The 24,119-nt window shown below is 68.0% G+C and carries 20 protein-coding genes; 14 read left to right on the top strand and 6 right to left on the bottom strand.

Annotated features, from left to right (window positions below; all coding sequences use genetic code 11):
- Positions 1–280: 280 nt before the first annotated feature.
- The 3 genes from ACIRRY_RS00100 to ACIRRY_RS00090 all read right to left on the bottom strand — a co-directional run bounded on the left by ACIRRY_RS00100 (position 281) and on the right by ACIRRY_RS00090 (position 6,367).
- Complete coding sequence (locus ACIRRY_RS00100; RefSeq protein ID WP_403965817.1) at positions 281–1,768, bottom strand: arabinose isomerase; 1,488 nt, start codon at positions 1,766–1,768, stop codon at positions 281–283.
- 213 nt (positions 1,769–1,981) lie between these two features.
- The gene (locus ACIRRY_RS00095) at positions 1,982–5,185 is read right to left on the bottom strand and encodes a discoidin domain-containing protein (RefSeq protein WP_403965814.1); all 3,204 of its coding nucleotides are present in this window, start codon (positions 5,183–5,185) and stop codon (positions 1,982–1,984) included.
- Positions 5,186–5,485: 300 nt separating this feature from the next.
- Positions 5,486–6,367 carry an AraC family transcriptional regulator gene (locus tag ACIRRY_RS00090; RefSeq protein WP_403965811.1) on the bottom strand — a complete coding sequence of 294 codons (882 nt, stop codon included), beginning with the start codon at positions 6,365–6,367 and terminating at the stop codon, positions 5,486–5,488.
- 184 nt (positions 6,368–6,551) lie between these two features.
- Between ACIRRY_RS00090 and ACIRRY_RS00085 the strand changes: the two genes are divergently transcribed.
- From ACIRRY_RS00085 to ACIRRY_RS00020, 14 genes are all read left to right on the top strand, one after another.
- Complete coding sequence (locus tag ACIRRY_RS00085) at positions 6,552–7,820, top strand: ABC transporter substrate-binding protein (RefSeq protein WP_403965808.1); 1,269 nt, start codon at positions 6,552–6,554, stop codon at positions 7,818–7,820.
- 207 nt (positions 7,821–8,027) lie between these two features.
- Positions 8,028–8,972, top strand: coding sequence for a carbohydrate ABC transporter permease (locus tag ACIRRY_RS00080; RefSeq protein ID WP_403965805.1), 945 nt, complete (start codon positions 8,028–8,030; stop codon positions 8,970–8,972).
- A gap of 14 nt (positions 8,973–8,986) precedes the next feature.
- Positions 8,987–9,820: a carbohydrate ABC transporter permease gene (locus tag ACIRRY_RS00075; protein ID WP_403965802.1), complete on the top strand. Its 834-nt coding sequence runs from the start codon at positions 8,987–8,989 to the stop codon at positions 9,818–9,820.
- A 109-nt stretch (positions 9,821–9,929) separates the two neighbouring features.
- Entirely contained in the window at positions 9,930–13,697 is a 3,768-nt protein-coding gene (locus ACIRRY_RS00070; RefSeq protein WP_403965799.1) for a glycosyl hydrolase, read from the top strand.
- Between the two features lie 130 nt (positions 13,698–13,827).
- Positions 13,828–15,153 carry an enolase C-terminal domain-like protein gene (locus ACIRRY_RS00065; protein WP_403965796.1) on the top strand — a complete coding sequence of 442 codons (1,326 nt, stop codon included), beginning with the start codon at positions 13,828–13,830 and terminating at the stop codon, positions 15,151–15,153.
- Positions 15,146–16,072, top strand: coding sequence for an amidohydrolase family protein (locus tag ACIRRY_RS00060; protein ID WP_403965793.1), 927 nt, complete (start codon positions 15,146–15,148; stop codon positions 16,070–16,072). Before ACIRRY_RS00065 ends, ACIRRY_RS00060 begins: the two co-directional genes overlap by 8 nt.
- Complete coding sequence (locus tag ACIRRY_RS00055) at positions 16,063–16,500, top strand: RbsD/FucU domain-containing protein (RefSeq protein ID WP_403965790.1); 438 nt, start codon at positions 16,063–16,065, stop codon at positions 16,498–16,500. The genes ACIRRY_RS00060 and ACIRRY_RS00055 overlap by 10 nt, the downstream gene beginning before the upstream one ends.
- Positions 16,497–17,540, top strand: coding sequence for a zinc-binding dehydrogenase (locus tag ACIRRY_RS00050; protein WP_403965787.1), 1,044 nt, complete (start codon positions 16,497–16,499; stop codon positions 17,538–17,540). Before ACIRRY_RS00055 ends, ACIRRY_RS00050 begins: the two co-directional genes overlap by 4 nt.
- Positions 17,537–18,307: an SDR family oxidoreductase gene (locus ACIRRY_RS00045; RefSeq protein ID WP_403965784.1), complete on the top strand. Its 771-nt coding sequence runs from the start codon at positions 17,537–17,539 to the stop codon at positions 18,305–18,307. Before ACIRRY_RS00050 ends, ACIRRY_RS00045 begins: the two co-directional genes overlap by 4 nt.
- Positions 18,304–18,930, top strand: coding sequence for a bifunctional 4-hydroxy-2-oxoglutarate aldolase/2-dehydro-3-deoxy-phosphogluconate aldolase (locus ACIRRY_RS00040; protein WP_403965782.1), 627 nt, complete (start codon positions 18,304–18,306; stop codon positions 18,928–18,930). The genes ACIRRY_RS00045 and ACIRRY_RS00040 overlap by 4 nt, the downstream gene beginning before the upstream one ends.
- Complete coding sequence (locus ACIRRY_RS00035) at positions 18,927–19,976, top strand: PfkB family carbohydrate kinase (RefSeq protein WP_403965779.1); 1,050 nt, start codon at positions 18,927–18,929, stop codon at positions 19,974–19,976. The genes ACIRRY_RS00040 and ACIRRY_RS00035 overlap by 4 nt, the downstream gene beginning before the upstream one ends.
- 46 nt (positions 19,977–20,022) lie before the next feature.
- Complete coding sequence (locus tag ACIRRY_RS00030) at positions 20,023–21,015, top strand: aldo/keto reductase (RefSeq protein ID WP_403965776.1); 993 nt, start codon at positions 20,023–20,025, stop codon at positions 21,013–21,015.
- 49 nt (positions 21,016–21,064) lie between these two features.
- Complete coding sequence (locus ACIRRY_RS00025) at positions 21,065–21,811, top strand: FadR/GntR family transcriptional regulator (protein WP_403965773.1); 747 nt, start codon at positions 21,065–21,067, stop codon at positions 21,809–21,811.
- 298 nt (positions 21,812–22,109) lie between these two features.
- On the top strand, positions 22,110–22,364 hold the full coding sequence (locus tag ACIRRY_RS00020) for a hypothetical protein (RefSeq protein WP_403965772.1): 255 nt from the start codon (positions 22,110–22,112) through the stop codon (positions 22,362–22,364).
- Positions 22,365–22,587: 223 nt separating this feature from the next.
- Here ACIRRY_RS00020 and ACIRRY_RS00015 read toward each other — a convergent pair whose 3' ends face one another.
- The 3 genes from ACIRRY_RS00015 to ACIRRY_RS00005 form a co-directional block, all read right to left on the bottom strand.
- Positions 22,588–22,827: a hypothetical protein gene (locus ACIRRY_RS00015; RefSeq protein WP_403968250.1), complete on the bottom strand. Its 240-nt coding sequence runs from the start codon at positions 22,825–22,827 to the stop codon at positions 22,588–22,590.
- On the bottom strand, positions 22,719–23,093 hold the full coding sequence (locus ACIRRY_RS00010) for a PaaI family thioesterase (RefSeq protein WP_403965769.1): 375 nt from the start codon (positions 23,091–23,093) through the stop codon (positions 22,719–22,721). Before ACIRRY_RS00010 ends, ACIRRY_RS00015 begins: the two co-directional genes overlap by 109 nt.
- Before the next feature lie 127 nt (positions 23,094–23,220).
- Positions 23,221–24,009, bottom strand: a complete 789-nt coding sequence (locus tag ACIRRY_RS00005; protein ID WP_403965766.1) for an amidohydrolase family protein — start codon at positions 24,007–24,009, stop codon at positions 23,221–23,223.
- Positions 24,010–24,119: the final 110 nt, after the last annotated feature.

Below are 24,119 nucleotides of genomic sequence, written 5' to 3'. Positions count from 1 at the left end.
TCCCATGAAAGAGCCCGTCACGGCTTCGTTCGAACTCACAGGTTCACACAGGAAGAGCCAGAATCGCCTGTGCAGAAAGCGAGTTGGAGGCCGAGGTCGCACATACGGCAAGCCTCATTCATCCAATGAAACCCTCACGCCTTGATGTGACGCGACACTGCTCAGGGCTCCGCGCACGAGGACCGAACCTGCGGCGCGGATGCCCGCCGGATCCACCGGCCACCGGCGGGGCAGATCGCAGGATCGACGTCGTCCACGCCATCCTGTGCGGCCGGCAATCCTACGAAGCCCGACCGCCCCTGTGTCTCGTGGCTGCACAACTGCACCAGGCAGCCACGCGGTCGCCGACCTCTCCTACCTCGATCAGCTCCAGACCCGTGAGCTCGGCGACCGATCGCAGTTCGGGAATGATGTGGCCGGTGGCGAGCGCCCAGTGGTGGGCGACGCCGCTGGCGCTCCAGGCGTCGGTCCACTCCCCCGGGTCGGCGCGGAAGTCGACGCGGGACGTGGTGTTGCCGATCTTCAGGAGCGGCCCGTTGACGACCTCGCCCTGGGAGGCGATCAGCTTGTACCGACCGTCGCGGGTCTGGCCGAGGCCGACCACCGTGACCGGGCCGTGTCTCACGTCGAATTCGACGGACACGCCCCAGCCGCGCTTGCCGTGATAGACCCCGAGGCCGCGCAGCAGCGGGCGACGTTCGCTGATGCCGAGGTGGGCAGGACCGTCGTGGCCCATCTCTACTACGCCGTCACGGAAGTTGAGCGCCTGAAGCTCGGTGAACGAGCCGCCGGCGCCGAGGCGGTCGGTGATGAGCATGGCAAGCGAGGTGCGCAACTCGTACTCGCCGGCCGCGGGGATGCCCCGGGCGGTGAGCAGCGAGGCGCCGAGGATCATGCCGGCGCCGAGCCTTTCATGGGTCTCGCCGTCGAGGCCCCGGTGGTAGTAGGCGAGCGAGTCGAGGTCGTAGTCGCTGACGAGTCGGTCGAGTCCGACGGACACCTTGGCGGCCCATCTGAGGTCGTCCTGGACGACGGTGTCGGCGAGTTCGAAGGTCTTGAGAGTGTCGGCGAGCTTGTCGCTGACCTCGGTGTCGGTGACCTTCTCGACCCGTACGCGCAGGTCGTCGAATTCCAGGACCTCGACGTGGCCGCCGAGGTTACCGGTGACCATGGTGAGGTCGGTGGAGACGTCGTACATCCCTGGGTAGAGGTGGCCCATGAGTCCGTGACGACCGTGACGCAGCACCGAGCGGACACCGGCGGCGCGAATCCAGCGGCCGATGCGTGACCATGCGCGCTCGTCCTCCAGGTGGCCCGAGACCGAGCGGAAGGGGATGCCTCCGCGCTCGAAGGCGTTCGCCATCTCAGGGAGCGGGCAGGCGCCGCAGTAGGCGAGCCACTGGCCGGTGTCGAAGGCCGCGTGATCCATCGCCTCCGTGGGTTGGAGGTTGATCAGCAGTACGGGTGCGCCGGACCGCTGGGCGATCGGGACCAGCATGGTGGCGGTCATGTAGGTGGTGAGGAAACCGACGATGAGGTCGCAGTCGGCGGCGCGCAGTCTCTCGGCCGCGGCGGCGCCTTCCTGAGCGTCGGAGATGAAACCGACGTCGACGACCTCGGCGTCGAATTCCCGCATCCGCTCCGTGACGCGGGCCGCCGAGCGTTGCAACTGCGGGAGGAGATCGGGGAACTGCGGCCAGTAGGCGCCGAGTCCTCCCGCGACAAGGCCGATCTTCGGCTTGCGGGCGGTGGCGGGGGTACGGGTCATGACAGATCGCTCCACTCAAGTCGGGCGGGGAGGTGGGAATCGACAACGGGCGGCGGGGAGGCCGTGGCTCCGGTTCCTTGATCGACGAGATCGTCGGCAAGGGGTGCCCAGTGACTGTTCGCCGGGCACCCTGGAGCCGGCCAACTCGACGCCTGTTGCGTCGAGTTGGCCGACCGCTACGAGGGATCCTCGTCGCCGACAGGATTCAGGCGGTCATCTCAGCGCTACTTCGGCGAACTGCATGCGGTAGTTGCCGGAGTCGTTCGCGTTCGCCCGGAGGGTCGTGCCGGTGATCCGGACGTATCTCGCCGAAGTCGCCGTGAAGGTGAAGGGCTGGACGACCGTCGGCTGGGCATACCCGGTCTGCGTGGACACCGTCGTCCACGTCGAGGCGTCGTTGGACACGGCGATGGTGAAGTTCACCGGGAAACCGGCTCCCCCATTCCCGGTGTCCAGCCTCGGGTACAGATCGACCTCGGAGATCGTGGTCGCCGCACCCTCGTCGAGCTGTACCCACTCGGTGTGACTGCTGGCCACACCGGAGTCGCCGCTCGACCATCCGGTCGCCAGGCCCTTGTCATTGACGTTCGCGACGGACCAACTGTCGCCCTCGTGACTGGAACTCGCGGTCGGGGTGGCGTCGAGCGCGAGGTCCGTGGGTCCGAAGATCTTCATCTCCGCGAGTTGCATGCGGTATTGGCCTCCGTCGGAGGCGTTGGCGCGCAGGCTGGTGCCGGTGACCCTGACGTAGCGTGCGGACTTGGTGGTGAAGGGGAAGCTCTGCACCCCCGACGGCAGCGCGTAGCCGGTCTTGGTGACCACCGTCGTCCAGGTGCTCGCGTCGTTGGAGACCGCGATGGTGAAGTCGACCGGGAAACCTTGTCCGACGTTGCCCGAGTCGCTTCGTGGATACAGGTCGACCGCGCCGATCAACTGGCTGGATCCCAGGTCGATCTGGGCCCACTCGGTGTGGTTGCTGCTCGTACCCGAGTCACCGCTGGACCAGCCCGCCGACGCGCTCGTGCTGGCCTCGACACCGTCGTTCAGGCTCGGGACACTCCATCCGTCCCCGGTGTGGGTCGAACTCGCCGACGCCGTTCCCATGCCCGACAGGTTGAGCCGGGTGTAGTCGTGGCTGCCGGTACCGGTCAACTGGTAGGTGTGGCCCGCGGTCGTCGCGAACGACACGACATTGCGTGTTCCGGTGGTCGTCGACACGGTGGAGCCGGTGGTGGTGTCGGTTACCGAGATGGTCCCCGCTGCCCACGGGCTCGCCACATGCGCGTCCGCGCCGGTGTTGCTCGTCAGGCTGGTGGTTCCGACGACACCCGAGGCAAGGCTGCTCGTGACGCTGAAGCCGCCCGACGCGAGCATGTTGGTGAAGGAGGCGTTCTTGCCGTGCGGCCAGTCGGGGAAGAGCCGGATCGAGTTCGTGGCGCTGGTGAGTAGCATGCTGTTCACCGTCTCCATGCCGCCGAAGGTCTCGGCCCCGCCGCCCCACTGGGCGACCGTGGAGTTTCCGCGCAGTCCGACTTGGCTGGAACCGCACCCTCCGCCGAGGTAGCTGCTGAACTTCTTGTACGTCTCGGGCAGTCCGACCCGGGCGGCTGCCGGGAAGATCCAGGCGAAGGAGTTGCCCTGGCACCAGACGTTGAGATCCTCGACGGTGTTCTGCGCCGTGGTGACCAGCGCGGCCGAGGAACCCAGGTCGATGTTGTTGCCCGGATTCACCGCGTTGACCGGGTTGGCGTCGCCGCCGTAGAAGCCGGGTGCGTCCTGCGTGGCCTTGAAGTCCGTGTGCCCGATGTTCGTGAAGGTCGGGTAGGGCGCCAGGTTGGTGTTGATGTCCTGCCAGAGCGCGCGCCGCGAGGAGTCGACGCCGAGCGCCGTACTCATCTGGACCAGGGCCGGGTACATGTAGTGCAGCCAGGACATGTCCCCGATCGGGTTGAGGACGTAGCTGCTCCACTCGTTCTGGGCGCTGTTGGTGATGTTGTAGACGCCGCTGGAGTCTTTGCTCAGGTCGTGGTCCCAGAAGTTGGCGACCTCGATGAGGAACGGGTAGCCCGTGCTGGCGGCCCACGCGGTGTCGTGCGTGTAGTTCCAGTGGTTCACGAAGTTCGTGGCCAGCCAGGCGGCGTTGCCCTTCATGCCGTCGGTGACGAAGTCGCAGCCCTGGCCTCCCGTCATCATGTTGTTTCCGTAGATCGCACCCTGGGAGCCGGCTGCCGTCGCGATGGTCTTGGACTGTGGCAGGCAGTCGAGCACGCCCCGCTCGTACGGGTCCGTGAGCTCGATGTGGTTCGCCGCGTAGAGCCCCTGGTAGGGCATCTCGAAGTTGTAGTCGTTGGTCCAGTTGCCGCCCCAGACCGGTGTGTCGTCGGTGAGGAAGTTCGGCATACCGGGTGCTGACCTGCCGGTGCGGTTGCTTGCCGCCATCGCGTAGAGCGAGGTGTACCAGTAGCGTTCGATCGCCCCGCCGCCGAGGTCGATGGTGGCGCCGGTCATCCAGAAGTTCTTCCACCACGCCAGGTGGGCCGTGTGCAGGGCGTCGGCGTCGAGCACCGAGTTGGAGTTCCCCGAAGTGACGTTCAGCTGACCTGCGCGGGTCTGGGCCGCGGCGAGTTCGGTGCTCATCGACGCCGGCGCGGGCCAGGGCGAACCGCTGACGTTTCCGGCGCTGTCACCGAGCGCCGTGACGATGTGGACCGTCTGTCCGGGAGCGAGGGTGAAGGCCGCGGACGCCTTCGTGCTGCTGTCGGTGCTGTACGTCACCGAGGAGCCGTCCAGCACCCTGCTCGCGAGCGCGGCGTTGGCAAGCCACGTCGAACCGTTCGAACTGCGCGTCGCCCACATCGTGTTGCCCGAGGTCAGTCCCGCGGTCGTGGGGAGCGACACCGTCGATCCGGCGTAGGTCGACACGGTGATGGCCGGACTGGCGGTCGCAGAGGAGGAGTTGGTGAGGCTCAGGACCATGGTGTCCTCATTGGCCGACACCCACGACCGTTCGACGACCTGCGCGGTGGAGGTGGTGAACGTCGAGCGGACCTCCGCGTTGCGAATGTCCTGCTCCTGCTTGTAGGCCGTCACCGACGCCAGGGACGGGATGGACACCGTGACCCCGCCGATGATTCTCGGCACCTTGTCCGACCAGAAGTCGGTGGACGAGACGTAGTACGTCTGCGCCGCCGCACTGCCGCCGACGACCGCTGTCAGGTGTCCGTTACCCATCAGCGGACCGTCGGGCACATTGTCGCTCGGAGTCGCCGTGGGCGCGCTGGTCGTCGTCGAGGTCGCCCTGGTGAGAACCGTCTGCAGGGCGTTCCAGTCGACGGTCGCGGCATCCGCCGGGTTCGCCGTGAGGACGGGAACAACGAGTGTCGATGCCGACAGCGCGGCGACAACGATCAGTTTCAAACGTCGATGGGACCAGGCCGTAGCCCACATGGAGTACTCCTTGTGCGGGGTGCCGTAAATTTTTGATCACCATCGTGGGTCCGGCTAATAGCGAGTGGTTAACCAATCGCTGACATTCAGTTGGAAATTCTTGACCTCGCCGTCTCGGTCCTTGGAGACAAGCGCGTCCAATTCTCCGGTGGGTCATTTCGGCTGTTCGCGCTGGTGGCGATCGGGGCGGCGTCGCGAACCTCACCCGTCCCCGCGTCACTCCCGGCCCGCTGGACGCGAGGCCTGCCCGGCGTGATCACACGCGGGAATTCAGAGCCGCTCCAACTTGGCGCGGAATGCCGCGCGGTACTGGGCGGGGGCCATGGCGAAGCACGCTTTGAAACGACGGCTGACGTAGGTGGGATCCGTCCAGCCAACCTGGGCTCCGATCGTGGCGACCGGAAGATCCGTCTCGATCAGAAGCACACCGGCTCTCTCCGCCCGGATCCGGTTGAGGTAGGCAATCGGAGGTATGCCCAGATGCTTGCTGAAGAGCCGTACGAGATAGGCGGGCGCGAGGTTGACCTCCCCGGCAAGGGACTCCAGTGTCCAAGGGGCCGCCAACTCGTCCCCCATCAGCCGCACCGCACGCAGCACGGACCGGTGGATGGTCGCCGGCAGGTAGCCTCCGTTCGCCCCCGGAGCCACCGCTGCCGCCGCCTCACCCAGGATCAGTACGGCGTGGCCGATCCTGATGGCCCGGTCCTGGACCGCGTCCCGGTCGGCGGCGGCCAGCACCCCGCACCACGCCTCGATTCGCTCAAGAGCGTCGGTGCCGAGTCTGACCTGCCCGCTCACCAGGGCGGTCCGACCGGGGTGGGGAGGCTTGAGCAGGATCCCCAGGGTCGGGTCCTCAGCGACCCAGGCCAACTCGCGGGCGAACAGGTCCAGTCCGATGTAGACATCGTGGATCACCAGGTTGTCGCAGTCCTCGTACCCGTGCCACTCGCCCGGCCGGAGCAGGACCAGTGCCCCTCTCTCGATCGGCTGGGGGCCCGTCGCGGACACATGCGTGGCGGTTCCCTCACGGACGATCGCCACCTCCATGAAGCTGTGGGCGTGAGCCGGCAGGTCCTGTTCGTGCACCACCTGGCGGGAAACGATCGGTGTCGAGAGCCTCGGCAGCACGTGCTCCGGAGGAAGTGTTTCCACGGCTCCACTACTCCCCGATGTCAATATCGTCCAACTTCTGGTTAGCGTTAAGACTACGTGAAACGACTCAATCGGCGGCTACAGTCCTCGCAATGCAGTCGAGGGACGAGTGCCTCAAGGTAGACCGGATCGGGAGAAATCAACCAACCCGCGACCGTTCCGGCGCCAGTTGAAAGGAACGCCCGTGAAGTCTCGCCGAGCGACGGTTCTCACAGCCGCGCTAGCCATATCCGCGACGCTGCTCACTGCCTGCGGATCGGGGTCGTCCGGTAGTAGCGGCGACGGGAAGGCGGAACTGAAGTTCCTGACCTTCACCAGCCCCAACGTTACGAAGTCCCTGTGGGAAGGCGCCGCCGCCAACGTCACCAAGAAGTACCCGGACATCGGCATCAAGCTGCTGTACACGCCCAACCTCGACCGGCAGGCGTACGCCAAGCAACTGCTGGCCACCGGACAGCTCCCGGACATCCTGTGGGACGCTCCCGGGTCCGAGTTCGTGAAGGCGGGAGCCCTGCTCTCCTTCGACGCCGCCGACCTGAAGGGGATGAACGTCCCGTCCGGGTACGGCACCATCGGCGGGAAGACCTACAACCTCTGGAACGGATCGTTCCTGGTCCCAGCGCTGCACTACAACACCGAGGCGTTCGCCAAGGCCGGCCTCAAGCCCCCGACCACCTTCGACGAGCTGCTCACCGACGCGGTCAAGCTCAAGGCGGCGGGCATCACTCCGTTCCTGGTCCAGAGCGGCTCGGATCTCTGGTCCGCGGGGTACCTCCTCCAGGGAATCGTGAGCGCCGACGTCTACGGCAAGACGCCCGACTGGCTGGCCCAGCGCAAAGCAGGCAAGGTCAAGTTCTCTGACGCCGACTTCCTCGGCGCGGTCGACAAGTTCGTCGAACTGCGCGACAAGGGCTTGATCAACAAAGACGCGCTCAGCATCAACTACGCCCAGGCGACCACGCAGTGGAAGGCCGGCAAGGCCGCCATGTGGCCCATGGGCTCGTGGGCGACGGCGACGAAGACGTCCTTCAAGGTGGGCGTGTTCCCGTTCCCGACGGCCGACGGCAGCAAGGTCCTCCCGGTCTCGATCGGTGCCGCCGTCTACGTCTCGGCGAAGACCGCGCACCCGGCCGAGGCCAAGAAGGCGGCCGTCTCGCTGATCACGAATCCGTCCTGGCAGGCGAACGACATGAAGTCGGACGGTGTCCTGCCGATCGTCTCGGGGATCAAACCGCTGGCGGGCACCAGTGACGCGACCTTGTCCTCACTGGCGCTGCTCAACGACACCTCGTACAAGCACGTCGTCGGTTTCCTGAACGAGGTGGGCGACGACTCGCCTCCTCCGGGATTCAGCGACGCCTTCGGCAAGGCCATGCAGGGCCTGATCGGTGGCGATTCCGCCAAGACGTTCACCGCCAGTCTCGACAAGTCCTGGGACAGCCTCGACAAGTAAGCAACCCTGTTCGACTGAACCGGCCAGGAGCCGGGCCGGCTGCGGGGCACGTATCGATCGTGATCGCGCCCCGCGGACCGGCGCCTGCCCACCGCCCGATCGAACGTGAACCACCCGACCCGGGAGGGACCCTTGGCAGGAGAACGAACCACCTCGGTGGCGAGAAAACAGCGGGATTCCCCGCCGCGGACGAGAGAGAACCTCCCGATGAAGGACGACAAGTCGGTGCGGAGTGCGGCTGACGGCGCTCCGCGTGCACGGGCCCGCAGACGCCGGACCGGTGGATCCGGCAGGGCGATCGGCACGTTCGCCGTGCTGGGCGCACCCCCCTTCCTTCTTTATACGTTCGCGGTGCTGATACCGCTCGCGCTGTGCGTTTTCTACTCCCTGGAGGACTACAACCTCCTCAGCTCCAGCGGCCGTTTCATCGGGCTGGACAACTACCGTGAGCTCTTCTCGGATTCCACGTTCTGGCACGCCTACGGCTTCACACTGACCATCACGGCGTTCCTGATCGTGATCTCCAACGCCGGCGGCGTAGCACTGGCCGTGGTGCTCAACCGCCCGTCACGGACTTTCCACGCCCTTCGTACGGTCACGTTCATCCCGGTCATCCTCAGCGGCGTCGTCATCGCCTTCCTCTGGTCGTCCATCCTCACGGACGCGGGCATCCTCAACTCGCTCCTGCACAGCCTGCACCTCACATCGCTGCAGCACAGCTGGCTGGGAACGACACGAGGCGCACAGCTGAGCGTGCTGATCGTTTCGGTCTGGCCCATGATCGGATTCGCGACCACTATCTACATGGCGGCACTACAGGGAATTCCCGTGGAACTCCTGGAAGCGGCCGAGGTGGACGGAGCCGGGTCGATCCGGAGGTTTCGCCACGTCGTCTGGCCGCTGCTGAGGCCCGCTCTCGCGGTGAACTCGACCATCATGCTCATCAATGGCGCCAAGAGTTACGAGACATCCCTGATCCTCACCGGCGGTGGCCCCAACGGCGCTACCGAAACGGGTGCCCTACAAGTGCTGCGGATCGGGTTCAACGAAAACCGGTCCGGCTATGCGGCGGCCATCGCCATGGTCATCCTGGCGACCATCGCGCTCCTGTCGGTCTCCGGGATCGCTCTTACCCGAAAGGCTGACCGATGACGTCGAAAAGAGCCTTGGTCACCAGCACCCGCACCGGCGTCCGTCGCTATGCGGTGGCGATTCTCGTGACGGCGGCGTACTCACTCCCCCTCTACCTGGCCATCGTCAACGTCTTCAAGAAGAACTCCCAGATCACGTCGGACCCGATGGGTCTGCCGGGCCCTTTCACGCTCGGCAACCTGATCTCGGTCTTCGACTCCCCGGACGACGACCTGGTCGGCACCCTGGTCCGAACACTGGTCATCACCGCCGTCAGCATGGCCGGCGTGGTGCTGCTCGGCTCCATGCTGGGCTATTACCTGGGGCGCCACCAAGGACCGATCCAGCGGCTGATGACCATGACCCTGCTCCTGGGCCTCGCCGTTCCGTTCCAGGTCATCCTCATTCCGGTGACCCAGGTGCTGAAACCCCTGCATCTGCTGAACACCTACGCCGGGCTCGTCATCTTCAATGTCGGGTACTACATTCCATTCGCCGTTCTCGTCTTCTCGCGCTTCGTTCGGGAGATTCCGCGGGAACTGGACGAAGCTGCCGCTCTCGACGGCGCCGGGCCGGTGCGTGTCTTCACCCGGATCATCTTTCCCCTGATGCATCCCGCCATGGCATCGGTCGCGATCTTCGTGAGCGTCTGGGTCTGGAACGATTTCGTGAATCCCCTGATCCTGCTCGGCCCGGAAACGGGAACCACGATCATGACCGGAATCTATCGGTCACTCGGGCAGTTCAATTCAGATTTCGGAACGACTTTCGCCTTCATGTTCGTGGCCAGCCTGCCGCTGCTGATCCTCTTCCTGGCGCTGCAGAAGCGCTTCGTTTCCGGCCTCGCCTCAGGTGCCACCAAGGGCTGAGTTCGCCGCAGAACCGAAATCGATACGGAGAGCGGAATCAGCATGCCCTCAAATCGTCCACATAGACATCATTCATGGAGCCCGCGCTCCATCGAGAAGGACCGCACGAATGACTGAGGCAGAACCATCGGGTCCGATACCGCTGCACACGCGGTTCCTGGATCCGGGGCCGGGCTGGGGCCCGATGCCCTTCTTCTGGTGGTCCGGCGGCCCCGTCGACCGGGACCGGCTCACCTGGCAACTGGACCAGCTCGCCGGATCCGGTGTCGCCGGTACCGTCGTCGGGTACAGCCACCGCGCCGACAGCACACTCGACGCAGACGACCCGCAACCCCTGACCTCGGACTGGTGGGACCTCTTCACCTGGTTCGTCGAGGAGTGCGCCCGCCGGGAACTCAGCGTCGGCCTGCAGGACTACATCCTCCTGAACGACATCCTGCGTTCGGCCGGCGCCGACACTCCAGGTACCGGTGCCGGCAGTCTCCGGGCCGAAGTGACAGCGGTAGGGCATCCCGGCCCGGTGACGGTCACTGTGCCGACCGACGCACTGCAGGTCGTGGCCCTCGGTCCCTCCGGCGAATGCGTCGATCTGACCGCCGAGGCGGGCAACTCCAGGACACTCACCTGGGCCGCGCCGGGCACCGGCTGGGAGATCGTCGTAGTGACGGTCGAACCCGCCAGCCTGTACGGAGAGCCGCTCTCCTTCGACGTCCTGCACCCGGATTCCGGTCAGGCTGTGATACGTCGGCTCTACCAGCCGTTCGCCGACCGGCTGGGAGACCGGCTGGGCACGACCTTCACCGTCTTCTTCCAGGACGAACTCGACCTGGGCATCAGGATGCCCATGTGGTCGGCCCGAGTGCCGGAGGAATTCCGCCGCCGGACGGGATACGACCTGATGCCGCTGCTGGCCGGGCTCTGGCGGGACATCGGCCCCGACACCCAGAAGCTACGGCTCGACTACAGCGATGTGGTCGTGGCTCTTCTGGAGGAGAGCTACTTCAAGCCGGTGTACGAGTGGCACCGGGCCCACGGCACGATGCTGGCCATGGATCAGCTCGGCCGCGGTGATCCACGGATCGGGCGCAGTGTGTACGGCGACTACTCCCGCACCATGCGCTGGTACGACGCTCCGGGAAACGAGGATCCGAAACTCCAAGAACCCCGCCGCCTGGAGAGTTTCAAGGTGAACAGCTCGCTGGCTCACCTCTACGAACGGCCGCGGGTATGGAACGAGGCTTTCCACAGCAGCGGTTGGGGCGTCACCCCGGAACAGGTCCTGGCCGGCGTGAACGAAGGGTTCGCCTACGGGGCGACCAGTGTGAGCCTGCACGGCCTTTACCACTCGACCCGCGGCGGATGGTGGGAGTGGGCGTCTCCGGACTTCCACTTCCGGCAGCCCTACTGGCGTCACGCGGCGGGCCTGTGGCGTCACATCGGCCGCCTGAGCTGGCTGCTGTCCCAGGGCACCCACGGCTGCGATGTCGCCGTGCTGGACCCGGCGGCCGACCTCGCGATCGAACCCGCGCAGGTGGCCGGCGAGCCTCTGGCCCAACTGGGCCACCAGGACGCGGGACAGTCACCCGAAGCGGCCGAGTGTGCCCTGGAGATCATCAGGCAACTGGTCCGGGCGGGATGCGACGCCGACCTGATCGACGACGACTCCCTCCAGCGGGCGACGAGTTCCGACGGCCGACTGCGAATCGCGGGCGAAAGCTACCAGGTACTGATCGTTCCGAGCATGCGGTGGATCCGCGCCGAGTCCCTGCACGCGCTCTCCCTCTTCCTCGACGCCGGCGGCCTGGTCATCGCCTACGACCGGCTGCCCGAACCGATCCAGGCGCACGGAGACCACGGCACCGTCGCCGGTCAGGTGCAGAAACTCTGGGGAAGGCCGTCGCCGACCCTGGCAACCGAATACCGGCACACCAGCGGGGGCCTCGCGGTTCTGCTCCCGCGCCTCGCCCACGCCGGTGCCACCCTGGGCAAAGGGATCCTCGACGCCATCGACCGCCACCGCACCCGGGCTGTGCGTACCGGCGACGCCGACGTGCTGGTCACCCATCGGCGCGCACCGGACTTCGACGCCTACCTGGTGGTCAACGCCTCGGACGCGGCCCGCACAGTATCGGTGAGCCTGTCGGCGCGCGGCCCCGTCGAACTCTGGAACGCCGAGGACGGAAGCCGCCGTCCCGTGGACGCGCGCTGTTCCGGTCAGCGGGCCGAGGTCGAGGTGGACCTGCTGGCCGGCCAGGCCGTCGTACTCGTGGCCGGTGATCATGCGCGGGCCGAACCCTCGCACAGCGGCGAACCGGAGGTGTCCGCACGGCAGACCTTGGCGGCGACCGGCACCGGACCGAAAGCCGCCCACGGCCGACCCGCCGCCGGCACGTCGCCGAAGCCGGCCCGTCGCCGTACGATCGCCGATCTTGACGGAACCTGGCAGTTCCAGCTGATCCCGACCGCGGACAACGAGTTCGGGGACTTCCGGCTCCCGAGCGGCCCGCTCGGGCCGGAGGGACACCTGCTGGACACGGTGCCGACGGCCGGACGCGAACCGACCCGCGTCTCGTACGGTCCACGGATGTGGCGGCTCGGGCCGATCCCGCCCGGCGCCGACAGCGCCGGACTCACCGAGGCGCTCCGCGCCCTGGGACCGGGAGGACCGATCGCCGGGCCGGCGGACGTCGCGAAAGCGCTCGGGCCGGACGTCGATTGGCGGCCGTACGAGTTCTCCGAACAGTTCGGGATCGAGAAGGACCCGCTGTTGGCGGATCCCCTGACCGGGCCCCACGGGCTCAAGGGCCAAGTACCGCTGGAATTCATCGACTTGGGCGGTCCGGACGACGCACCCGCCGGATCGGTGACGTATCTGTGGACCTCGGTCCACTCCCCTCGCGGCGGCCCGGTGCGGGTGATCGCAGGCAGCCGGGCGGAGTACTCGCTGTGGCTGAACGGTGCGGAAGCGATCCACCAGGCGCAGGCACTGGCACCCGCCAACTTTCCGCCGTGGGAGGTTCCTGACTACCGGTCACCGCGGAAGCTCACCGAGGCTTCCGTCATCCCGGGCAGCAACGGCGTCCTGGCCCGCTTCGTCCACTCCGGCGAACGGCGCCTGCGCGGGTACTTCGTCATCGAGTCCGCCGACTTCCCCATCAGTCCCCCGTCGCCGGACCACGCGCCACCGCTTCTGCACTGGTGGGCGGGCGACCGTCCCGCGCTGAGCTTCGACCCCGAACCGGACCGCCGACCCGACTGGACCGACTACGTCCTGACAAGTCCTCCGGGTCTGACGGGCATCACCGTGGCGGTGTACGGCGATGTCAGGATCCGATCCGCGGCCGGCGCTCCCGACCGGATCCATACCGCCATGACGACCGGGGGCGCCCGGCGGGTGGACGCCGAATGGAACAGAGCGATCTCGTCCTCATGCGCACTGCGTCTGCGGGTCCGTCCGGACGCCGGGCGATGGGGAGGATCGGTCTTCCGCGAACCGGTGGCCTTCCGATGCGCCAACGGCGTCGCGCGCCTCGGGGACTGGTCACGGATCGGACTGGCGGCTTACTCCGGAGCGGCAAGGTACACGAGAACGATCACGATACGGCGCGTCCTTGAAGGCCGTGTGCGGCTCTCCCTGGGTGAGGTCCGGGCCACCGCCTCCCTGACGATCAACGGCCAACCGGTCGGCACGACCATCTCGCCACCTCACGAATTCGACGTGACCGGGTTGATCCGCCGGGGTCGCAACGTCATCCAGATCGAGGTGGCCAACACCCTGGCGAACTTCTACTCCACCCTTCCGACGCCGTACGTCCTCGACGGGCAACTTCGATCGGGTCTGCTGGGTCCGGTGACCCTGAGCCACGGCGGAGCCTAGGCCTCCGGCTCGGTCTCCCACTTGCCGTGCCCATGGACGACGCCGGACGCGTCGCCCGCCGGTTTCGTCAGGCGCCCTCGACGACCTGCCCCCTCGACATCCCACCTCTACCGCCACAGGAGTCGCCGCCATGCCCTCTGCCGTACCCGCGTCCACCCGCATCACCGCCCTGGACGTCCTGGACGTACGTTTCCCGACGTCCGAGCACCTGGACGGTTCGGATGCGATGAACCCCGAACCCGACTACTCGGCCGCCTACGTCGTGCTGCGCACCGACGCCACCGACGAACTGGAGGGCCACGCGCTGGCCTTCACGACCGGCCGCGGCAACGACGTGCAGGCCGCTGCCATCGCCGCGCTCGCCCCGCACGTCGTGGGTCTGTCCGTCGAGGAGGTCTGCGCAGACCTCGGCGCGTTCTCCCGCTCGCTGGTCCACGATCCCCAACTGCGCTGGCTGGGACCGGAGAAGGGTGCCATCCACATGGCGACCGGTGCGGTCGTCAACGCCGCCTGGGACCTGGCGGCGAAGCGGGCCGGCAAGCCCGTCTGGCTCTTCCTGGCCGAGATGCCGCCCGAAGAGCTGGTGGCGCAGGTCGACTTCCGCTGGCTGTCCGACGCCCTCACCCCCGAGGAAGCCCTGGAGATCCTTCGCCGGGCCGAACCGGGCCGCGAGGAGCGGATCAGCCGACTGCTGGAGCACGGTTACCCCGCCTACACCACCACCCCCGGCTGGCTCGGCTACTCCGACGAGAAGCTCTCCCGTCTGGCACGCGAGGCCGTCGCGGACGGCTTCACCCAGATCAAGCTGAAGGTCGGCGCCTGCCTGGAGGACGACGTACGGCGGTTGCGCACCGCCCGCGAGACGGTCGGCGACTCGATCCGTATCGCTGTGGACGCCAACCAGAGATGGGATGTCCAGCCCGCCATCGACTGGATGCGCGCCCTGGCCCCCTACGACCCGTACTGGATCGAGGAACCAACCTCCCCGGACGACATCCTCGGTCATGCCGCCGTCCGCAAGGCCCTGAGCCCCATCAAGGTCGCCACCGGGGAGCACATCGCCAACCGGGTCGTCTTCAAGCAGCTGCTAATGGCCCAGGCGGTGGACATCGTGCAGATCGACGCGGCGCGCGTCGGCGGCGTCAACGAGAACATCGCGATCCTGCTGCTCGCCGCGAAATTCGGAGTCCCGGTCTGCCCGCACGCCGGCGGCGTCGGCCTGTGCGAGATGGTCCAGCACCTGTCGATGTTCGACTACGTCGCCGTCTCCGGCACCACCGAGGACCGGGTCATCGAGTACGTCGACCACCTGCACGAGCACTTCGTCGACCCGGTCCGCCTCACCGAAGGCCACTATCTCGCGCCCACGCTCCCCGGGCTGAGCGCCCAGATGCACCAGGCGTCCCTCAAGGAGTACGCCTATCCCGACGGACCTGTCTGGACCGCCCGTGTCTGACGCCTCGCCGATGCGGCTGGTCGACGCGCACCACCACGTGTGGGACCTCGACCGGCGCCCCCAGCCCTGGCTGGACGAGCCCGGCCACGAGCCGATCCGCCGCACCTTCGCCGTCGGCGACCTGCGCGCGGCAGCGACCCGTACGATCGCCGGCCGCCGTCTGGAGGGTGCGGTCGTCGTCCAGTGCGTGCCGTCCGTCGCCGAGACGAGGGAACTGCTGGCCCTCGCCGACTCCGACCCCCTCATCGAAGCGGTCGTGGGCTGGGCCGATCTCACTTCACCGGCCGTCGGCGACGTACTGGACGAACTGCGCGCCGGTCCCGGCGGGAACCGTCTGCGAGCCCTGCGCCACCTTGTCCAGGGTGAGCCGGACCCGGCGTGGCTCCAGCGCCCGGCGGTGGAGCGCGGGTTGAGAGCGGTCCACGACCGCGGACTCGGCTACGACGTCCTGATCCGCAGCCATCAATTCGTCCAGGCGATCCGGCTGGCCGCACGCATCCCGGACCTGCCACTGGTGCTGGATCACGCCGGAAAGCCGCCTGTCGCCCGTGGTGACCTGGCCGACTGGGAACTCCGGATACGGAGGCTGGCTGCACATCCGCAGGTGATGTGCAAGGTGTCGGGGCTCATCACCGAGGCCGACCACGAGAGCTGGACGATCCGTAACATCCGGCCGATATGGGAGATCCTGCTCTCCTCCTTCGGCCCCGACCGGCTGATGTTCGGCTCGGACTGGCCGGTCTGCGTCCTCGCCGGCGGCTGGAACAGCTGGGCGGCCACCGTCGACGAACTCCTGCGCGGCTGCTCGGAGTCCGAGACCCGGGCGATCCTCACCGACACCGCCACCGACTTCTACCGGCTGGGGCACACCGCGACGACCGTACGGAACGACGACCCGAGGACGGCTCCGTGCTCCTGACCGAACTGCTGCACCCCGCCATCCTCGAAGCCCTCGCCGGAGCCGGACACGGCGCCCGAGTACTGCTCGCCGACGGGCACTACCCCGCCAGCACATCGACCAGCGAACGGGCCACCACTGTGCACCTCAACCTCGCACCCGGACTGCTCGACGTCACCACCGTGCTCGACGTGCTCCTGCGCGCCGTACCCGTCGAGTCGGCCCAGGTGATGGTCCCGCCCGCGGGCGAGCCGGAGCCGCCGGCCATCGCCGAGTACCGCTCCCGGCTGGCACCCCTGCCTGTAGAGACGCTGGACCGCTTCGCGTTCTACGACGCCGCCCGCTCCCCGGACCTGGCCCTGGCCGTCGTCACCGCCGACATACGCACCTACGCCAACCTGCTGCTGACCATGGGCGTCCGCGCCGAAGGGACCCTGACCCCACAATGACCCTCGCCGTCCGCTACACCTCCGCACGAACCCTGGACACAGGTCCCGGCGTCAGCGCCGCGCCCGGCCCCGGCGAGGTGGAACTGGCCCCCGCCTACGTCGGCATCTGCGGCACCGACCTGCACATCTTCCACGGCGACATGGACGCCCGGGTCACCACACCCGCTGTTCTCGGGCATGAGATGTCCGGCCGTGTCGTCCGCGTCGGTCCGGATGTGGAGGGCTGGCATCCCGGTGACGCGGTGACCGTGATGCCGCTGCGCTGGGACGACACCTGCCCCGCCTGCCGTTCCGGCCATCAACACATCTGCCAGCACCTCGACTTCATCGGAATCGACTCCCCCGGCGCGATGCAGCAGCGCTGGACCGTGCCCGCCGCCACCCTTGTCCGCCTGCCGGACTCCGTCGCCCTCGACCGGGCCGCACTCGTCGAGCCCACGGCCGTGGCGGTGCACGATGTCGGGCGCGCAGGGGTACGGGACGGTGACCGTGTCGTCGTGGTCGGCGGCGGACCCGTGGGCATCCTGATCGCGCTGGTCGCCAGGGCCGCGGGAGCCGACGTGCGCGTCGTCGAGCTGAGCAGCCACCGGCGGCTGCTAGCCGAGGAACTGGGGCTGAGTACCTGGGATCCCGCCGCGGACGACGTTGCCGAGTTGGTCCATCAGTGGACGGACGACGCGGGTGCAGAAGTCTCCTTCGAGGTGTCCGGTGCGGCGGCCGGCGTCGAGACGGCGGTCGAGGTACTGGGCGTTCGCGGCCGCCTGTGCCTGGTGGCCATCCATCCCCGCCTCCGCGAGATCAACCTGCACCGGTTCTTCTGGCGCGAACTGACCCTGGTCGGCGCCCGGTTGTACGACCGGACGGACTTCGAGAAGGCGGTGACACTGGTGGCGGATGGCACCATTCCCGCCGAGCGGCTCATCAGCAAGGTGGTGCCACTCACCGACGCGCCCTCGGCCTTCGAAGCCCTGGAGGCCGGCGGCGACGTGATGAAGATCCTCGTCGACTGCGGCAACGACAAGGCGGAGGCCTCGGCATGACCGTCCTCGACATGATGAACCTGACCGGCAGACTCGCCGTCGTCACCGGTGCCCGGCGCGGCATCGGCCGGGCCATGGCCCGCGCGCTCGCCGAGGCCGGTGCGGATGTCATCGGCGTCAGTGCGAACCTTGAGGAGTACGGCAGCGCGGTGGAGAAGGACGTCATCGCCGCGGGCCGTACCTTCGAGGCGATCCGTACCGACTTCGCCGACCCCGAGGCCGTGCGGGCCCTCGGCGCCGACCTCGCGGGACGCGAGCGACCGGTCGACATCCTGATCAACAACGCGGGCACCATCCGCCGCGCCCCCGCCGCCGAACACACCGACGCCGACTGGGAGTTGGTCCTCCAAGTCAACCTGAACGCGCAGTTCACCCTGACCCGCGCGGTGGGCGCGGCAATGGTGGCCCGCGGCCGGGGAAAGGTCATCTTCACGGCCTCGCTGCTCAGCTTCCAGGGCGGCATCAACGTCCCCGGCTACACCGCCGCCAAACACGGCATCACCGGACTGGCCAAGGCGCTGGCCAATGAATGGGCCCCGCACGGCGTCAACGTCAACGCCATCGCCCCCGGTTACATCGCCACCGACAACACGCACGCACTGCAAGTCGATCCGATACGCAGCCGCGCGATCCTCAGCCGCATCCCGGCCGGACGCTGGGGCACCGCCGACGACCTCGCCGGCGCCACCGTCTTCCTCGCCTCCGACGCGGCTGCCTACGTCCATGGCACGGTCCTGCCCGTCGACGGCGGATGGCTGGGCCGATGAGTACTGATCCGGCGTCCGTGCTGGGCTCTCGGATCCTGCCGGTGCTGACCGTGCCCCGTGCCACGATGGCCGGTCCGCTCGCGGAAGCACTCGTGGAGGGCGGTGCGCGGTGTGCCGAGGTCACCTTCCGCACAGCGGAGGCGGAGCAGGCGCTGAAGTCCATGGCGGCGCACGGTGGGCTGACCGTCGGCGCGGGCACGGTACTCACACCGGAGCAGGCCGAGCGGGCCGTGGCCGCCGGGGCCCGCTTCATCGTGTCGCCCGGCTTCGACTCCGAAGTGGTAGCCAAATGCCGGGAGTTGGGCGTGCCCGTCCTCCCCGGCATCGCCACCGCCACCGAACTGCTGCGGGCCCTGCGAGCCGGAATCGACACCGTCAAGCTGTTCCCAGCCGAGGCACTGGGCGGCGTGCCGATGCTCACTTCCCTGGCAGCGCCGTTCCCCCAGGTCCGCTTCGTACCCACCGGCGGAATCGGACTCGCCCACATGTCCGGCTACCTCGCCCACCCGGCCGTCCTGGCCGTCGGCGGCAGCTGGATGGCGACCGCGGGACATCTGGAGCGTGGCGAGTACGCGGAGATCCGGCGGCTGACCGCCGAGGCCGTGCGGCGGAGCGTCGCATGACGGGCCCCGGGGCCGAGGTGATCGCGCTGGGCGAGGTCATGCTGCGTTTCGATCCGGGCGAGGGGCGCATCCGTACGGCCCGTTCGTTCCAGGTCTGGGAGGGCGGCGGCGAGTACAACGTCGTACGCGGACTGCGCCGCTGCTTCGGTGTGCGGACGGCGATCGTGACGGCCCTCGTCGACAACGCGGTGGGCCGGCTCGCCGAGGACCTGATCCTGCAAGGAGGGGTCGACACCGCGCTGATCCGGTGGGAGCCCGGCGACGGAGTCGGCCGCAGCGCCCGCAACGGGCTGAACTTCGTCGAGCGCGGCTTCGGCATCCGGGGAGCGCTGGGCGTCAGCGACCGCGCCAACACCGCGGTGTCCCAGCTACGGAAGGGCGACGTCGACTGGAACGCTGTCTTCTCGGCGGGCCCGCGGTGGTTCCACACAGGTGGCATCTTCGCCGGCCTGTCGGACACCACGGTGGACGTGGCGCACGAGGCTATGACGGCAGCCAGGCGGCACGGGGTGACGGTCTCCTACGACCCCAACTACCGCCCCAGCCTGTGGGCCGACCGGGGTGGCGCCGACCGGGCCCGTGAGGTCGACCTACGGCTCGCCCGGCACGCGGACGTCGTGGTGGGCGCCCTGGGCCTGGCCGGCCGGCATCCCGGGGCGGTGCGCGTCGGCGCCGACGAACTGCCCGACGCCCTCGCCGAAGCAGCGGCCCGATTGCCCGACGTGAAGGTGCTCGCCACGACCCTGCGGGACGTGCTCTCCGCCGGGGTGAACGACTGGTCCTCGGCAGCCTGGTCGGCCGAGACCGGCTTCGTCACCGGTCCCCCGATGCCCGGCCTGCAGGTCCTGGACCGCATCGGCTCCGGCGACGGCTTCGCCGCCGGGCTCGTCTACGGCCTGCTGAGCGGCGCTCCCCTGGAGCGCGCCCTCGCCTACGGCACAGCGCACGGCGCATTCGCCATGACAACCCCGGGCGATGTGTCCATGGCCTCGCTCACCGAGGTCGAAGCCCTTATGGCGGGCGGCTCCGCCCACGTCAGACGCTGAGCCCGCCGAACCGGCCAGCGCCCAACAGGTCCCAGGAGGACATACCTTGAGGCACCGAAAGATCGGGAACAGACCTGTCGAACTCACCGAACTCGGCTTCGGTGCCTCCCCGATCGGCAACCTCTATCGGATCACATCCGCCCGGGAAGCGACGGCGGCCGTCGACACGGCCTGGGCAGCCGGCATCCGGTACTTCGACACCGCGCCCCACTACGGGCTGGGCCTCTCCGAGCACCGCCTGGGAGCCGCCCTCAAGAACCGTACGCGCCAGGAGTACGTCGTCTCCTCCAAAGTGGGACGACTGCTCGTGCCCAACGAGCGACCGCAAGGCGTCGACACGGAGGGCTTCGTCGTGCGCGACGACCTGCGCAGGCAGTGGGACTTCAGCCGCGACGGCGTACTCCGCTCCATCGAGGACACCCTCGCCCGCACCGGCCTGGACCGTCTCGACATCGTCTATCTACACGACCCCGACGACCACTGGCGTCAGGCCGCCGATGAGGCCATGCCCGCCCTCGCGGACCTGCGCGACCAAGGGGTCGTCGGCGCCATCGGCGCCGGCATGAACCAGTCGGCCATGCTCGCCCGCATGCTGCGCGAGACCGCAGCGGATGTGGTGATGCTGGCCGGACGCTACACACTCCTCGACCAGTCGGCCCTGGACGACGTGCTGCCTGCCGCGACGGAACTCGGCAAGAGCGTCGTGGCGGTCGGGGTCTTCAACTCCGGCCTGCTCTCCCGGGATCGGCCCGCCGAGGGCATGAAGTACGACTACCAAAACGCCCCGCCGGACCTCGTCACGCGGGCCGGGGCGATCGCGGAGGTCTGTGAACGGCACGGCACGACCCTGCCTGCCGCCGCGATCGACTTCCCCTTCACCCACCCCGCTACCATCAACGTCACCCTCGGCATGCGTAGTCCGGAACAAGTCGCTCGGAACGTGGAACTGCACAGTCGGCACACACCCGAGGATCTGTGGGACGATCTTCGCGCCCAAGGCCTGATCAGGGCAGACGTACCCGTCGCCCCTCCGCGGTAGGCCGCGGGCAAAGCCTCCACGCCGAAGACGCTCACGGAAGGAGTTCCCTGTGTCCCTGACGGACAAGGCCATCAAGCAGATCCGTGAGCTCATCGGCTCGGGCGCGCTGCCGCCGGGCTCAAAGCTGCCTCCGGAGCAGGACCTGGCCGCTCAACTGGGCCTCTCCCGGAACCTGGCGCGGGAGGCGGTCAAGGCGCTTGCGGTCGCACGGGTGCTGGAGGTCCGGCAGGGCGACGGAACATACGTGACCAGCCTCCAGCCGAGCCTTCTTCTGGAGGGCCTCGGCGGTGCCGTGGAGCTTCTCCAGGGCGACGCGGGCGCGCTGCTGGACCTGATGGAAGTACGGCGGTTGCTGGAACCCGTCGCCACCGCGCTGGCCGCCACCCGCGTCTCGGACGCGGACCTGGCCGAGGTCAAGCGGCACCTGGACGCCATGCGGGACGCGCGTGACGACGTGGAGCAACTGAACCTGCATGACGCCGCGTTCCACCGGGCCGTCGTCTCCGCCACGGGCAACGAAACGCTGCTGACCATTCTTGAGGGAATCTCGGGCCGTACCCTCCGCGCCCGCGTCTGGCGCGGACTCGTCGATGCCCAGGCCTCCGGACGCACGCTCGCCAAACACGAGGCCATCTTCGAGGCCCTCGCCGCCCGTGACGCCTCCCTGGGCCAGGCCGCAGCCCTCCTGCATGTCAACAACACCGAGCGCTGGCTACGGCAGCACCTGGAGTCCACCAACTCCGTTCGCGACGAGACACCGGTGATCAGGAAGGCCGAGGACCGGCAGGCGTCCTGAGTCTTGCGGCCATCCCCTCGTCTCTTCGCTGCGCGGCGCTTCCCGCGCGCGCCGACACGGGAGATCCACACCAAGACATCCCGTCCCCCTGCCCGAACTTGACCGGTGAACGCATCGCGCCTGTCCCGTTTCCACGTGACTTTTATCCATCGACCGTGGGCCTTCAAGGGTGAGGAGTTCTCCTCGTGCTCAACTCCCCCAGAGAACATGGGATTTCTACCGCTTCACCACGAAGAATACGAGGAACACAAGACGGACAAGCTCCTGATGACCCTGCGCAACGGTCAAACCGCGGACCATGAGCTGGATCAGCTTCCTCCCGACCATGCGCACGGTGCGCAGCAACCCTGTGTTCCACGTCAGTCGCTACTCCTGGGGGGCTCTGGGCGGCGGACAGATCAACTCGGCACCCTGGCGTGGTCGCGGATACAGCGACATCAATTCCTATGGTGCGTACTACGACGCCAGCGCGAACACCGTTCACTCCGATGGCACCCCGGTGGGCACCTACGTGATCCGGGACCGTGCGGCGACCAGTTCCGACTGCGGATGACACCGTCCACCGTCCGATGGTCTCCGGCATCCACAAGATGACGGAGACCATCCCCCTGCCGGACTTCCAGGGCGAGTTCCAGACCCGCTATCCCCCGCTGTTCGCGGGCGTGGTCGTCACATCGGCGCCGGTGATCATCGCGTACGTGCCGCTCCAACGCCGCTTCGCCTCCAGGCCGGGGCGGTATAAAGCTGACACGCACACGCTCTTGACGGTGCGTCAGCTACCGCATGCATACGATCGGCCGATGCCCGGCGAAAAGGATCGGCGACTCGTCGGGCCCGGCGCCCGGCTGTGCTGTCCGGTGAATGTGAGCAGTGACAGCCAAGTACGCCAGATCCCGTTTGCCGGGCGCTACCGTGGTGAGCCTGGGCGCCGCACAGCGGGACGCCTCGATGTCGTCGAGCTCGACCATCGCGCTGTCGGCAGGCCCCGGGAGGCCGCGTTCGCGTACGGCGCGCAGCGGGCCCTCGGCCACAGCGTCGGCGCCGTCCGCCCGGCGGGAGACGGCGACGGCGGGCGCAAGCCCATCGCGTACACCTCGCAACGGCAGGCGGCCTGGCGGTGAGTGGCACGGAGCACGACGCCCCGGGCCACGAGGAGATCACCGCGGGCCGGACGCAGGAAGTCGACGCCGAGCCCCGCTGTGGCCGACCCCCTTACCGACCTGGTGGTGGGAGCCAACGTGAGGTCGCCGTCCGCCGCACGGCAGATGACGCCCTCATGCACCGACCCGTACTGATGCCGCAGGCGCTCCGCGAGGTCGATGACGAGTTCGACCTCGGATTCCGTGTACGCGGTGAGGCGAGCGCCTGCTGAGCGGTGTCCAGCGTGCAGTGAACGGGAACCGACGTCGCTAGGCCTTCACCCCGCCAAGCCCGAAGATCCGCTCCGCGTGACCGTGCAGGTAGAGACCGGTCGCGGTGTCGTCCAAGCCCAGTTCGTCAAGATCGGCGAGGGCTTTGTCGGCCGTGATCATGGGGTAGTTGGTGCCGAAGAGGACCTTGTGGCGACTGCTGCGCATGTAGCCGACCAGTTCGGGAGGAATGCGTTTGCTGGTGTAGGCCGAGGTGTCGATGTAGACATTCTGGTGCTTGCGCGTCACGGCGATCATCTCCTCCGTCCACGGGTAGCCGATGTGGCCGCCGACGATGGTGAGTTCGGGAAAGTCCAGCGCCACGTTGTCCAGGTACGGGATCGGGCGGCCGGTCTCCGAGGTCCGCAGCGGGCCGGTGTGACCGACCTGGGTGCAGAAGGGGATGCCGAGTTCGACACATTCGGCGTACAGCGGGTAGTAGCGGCGGTCGTCGGGCGGCCAGCCCCACAGCCATGGCACGACCCGCAGGGCCTTGAACCCCAACGCGCGGACGCAGCGGCGTAGTTCGCGGACCGCCTCCATGGGCTTGCGCAGGTCGACGGAGGCGACGCCGACCAGGCGGTCTGGGGCGTGGGCGACGAAGGACGCGACCTCGTCGTTGGAGATGAGGGGGCCCTCGGGGCCGTACCAGGCGCTGAGAAGGGAGATGTCGACGCCGCCAGCGTCCATCGCAGCGAGGGTGAGATCGACGGGGATTTCCTCGGTGAGGAGGTCGGCTCCGGTCCAGCGGCGCAGGGAGGCGAACATGTCGTGCCGGATGAAGCGCAAGGTGGGGTGTTGGGCCAGGGCTGTTCCAAAGTCCTGCCGGGTGGGTGAAGTTGCTGGTCACGGGGTCATGCCGAGGAGGTGCAGGGGACGGGTGAAGGGTTCGTAGGACA

Source organism: Streptomyces sp. NPDC101776 (genome assembly GCF_044766845.1).
Taxonomy (GTDB): Bacteria; Actinomycetota; Actinomycetes; order Streptomycetales; family Streptomycetaceae; genus Streptomyces.
The sequence above is the reverse complement of the archived record's forward strand: the minus strand, read 5'-3'. Positions and strand labels throughout refer to the sequence as shown.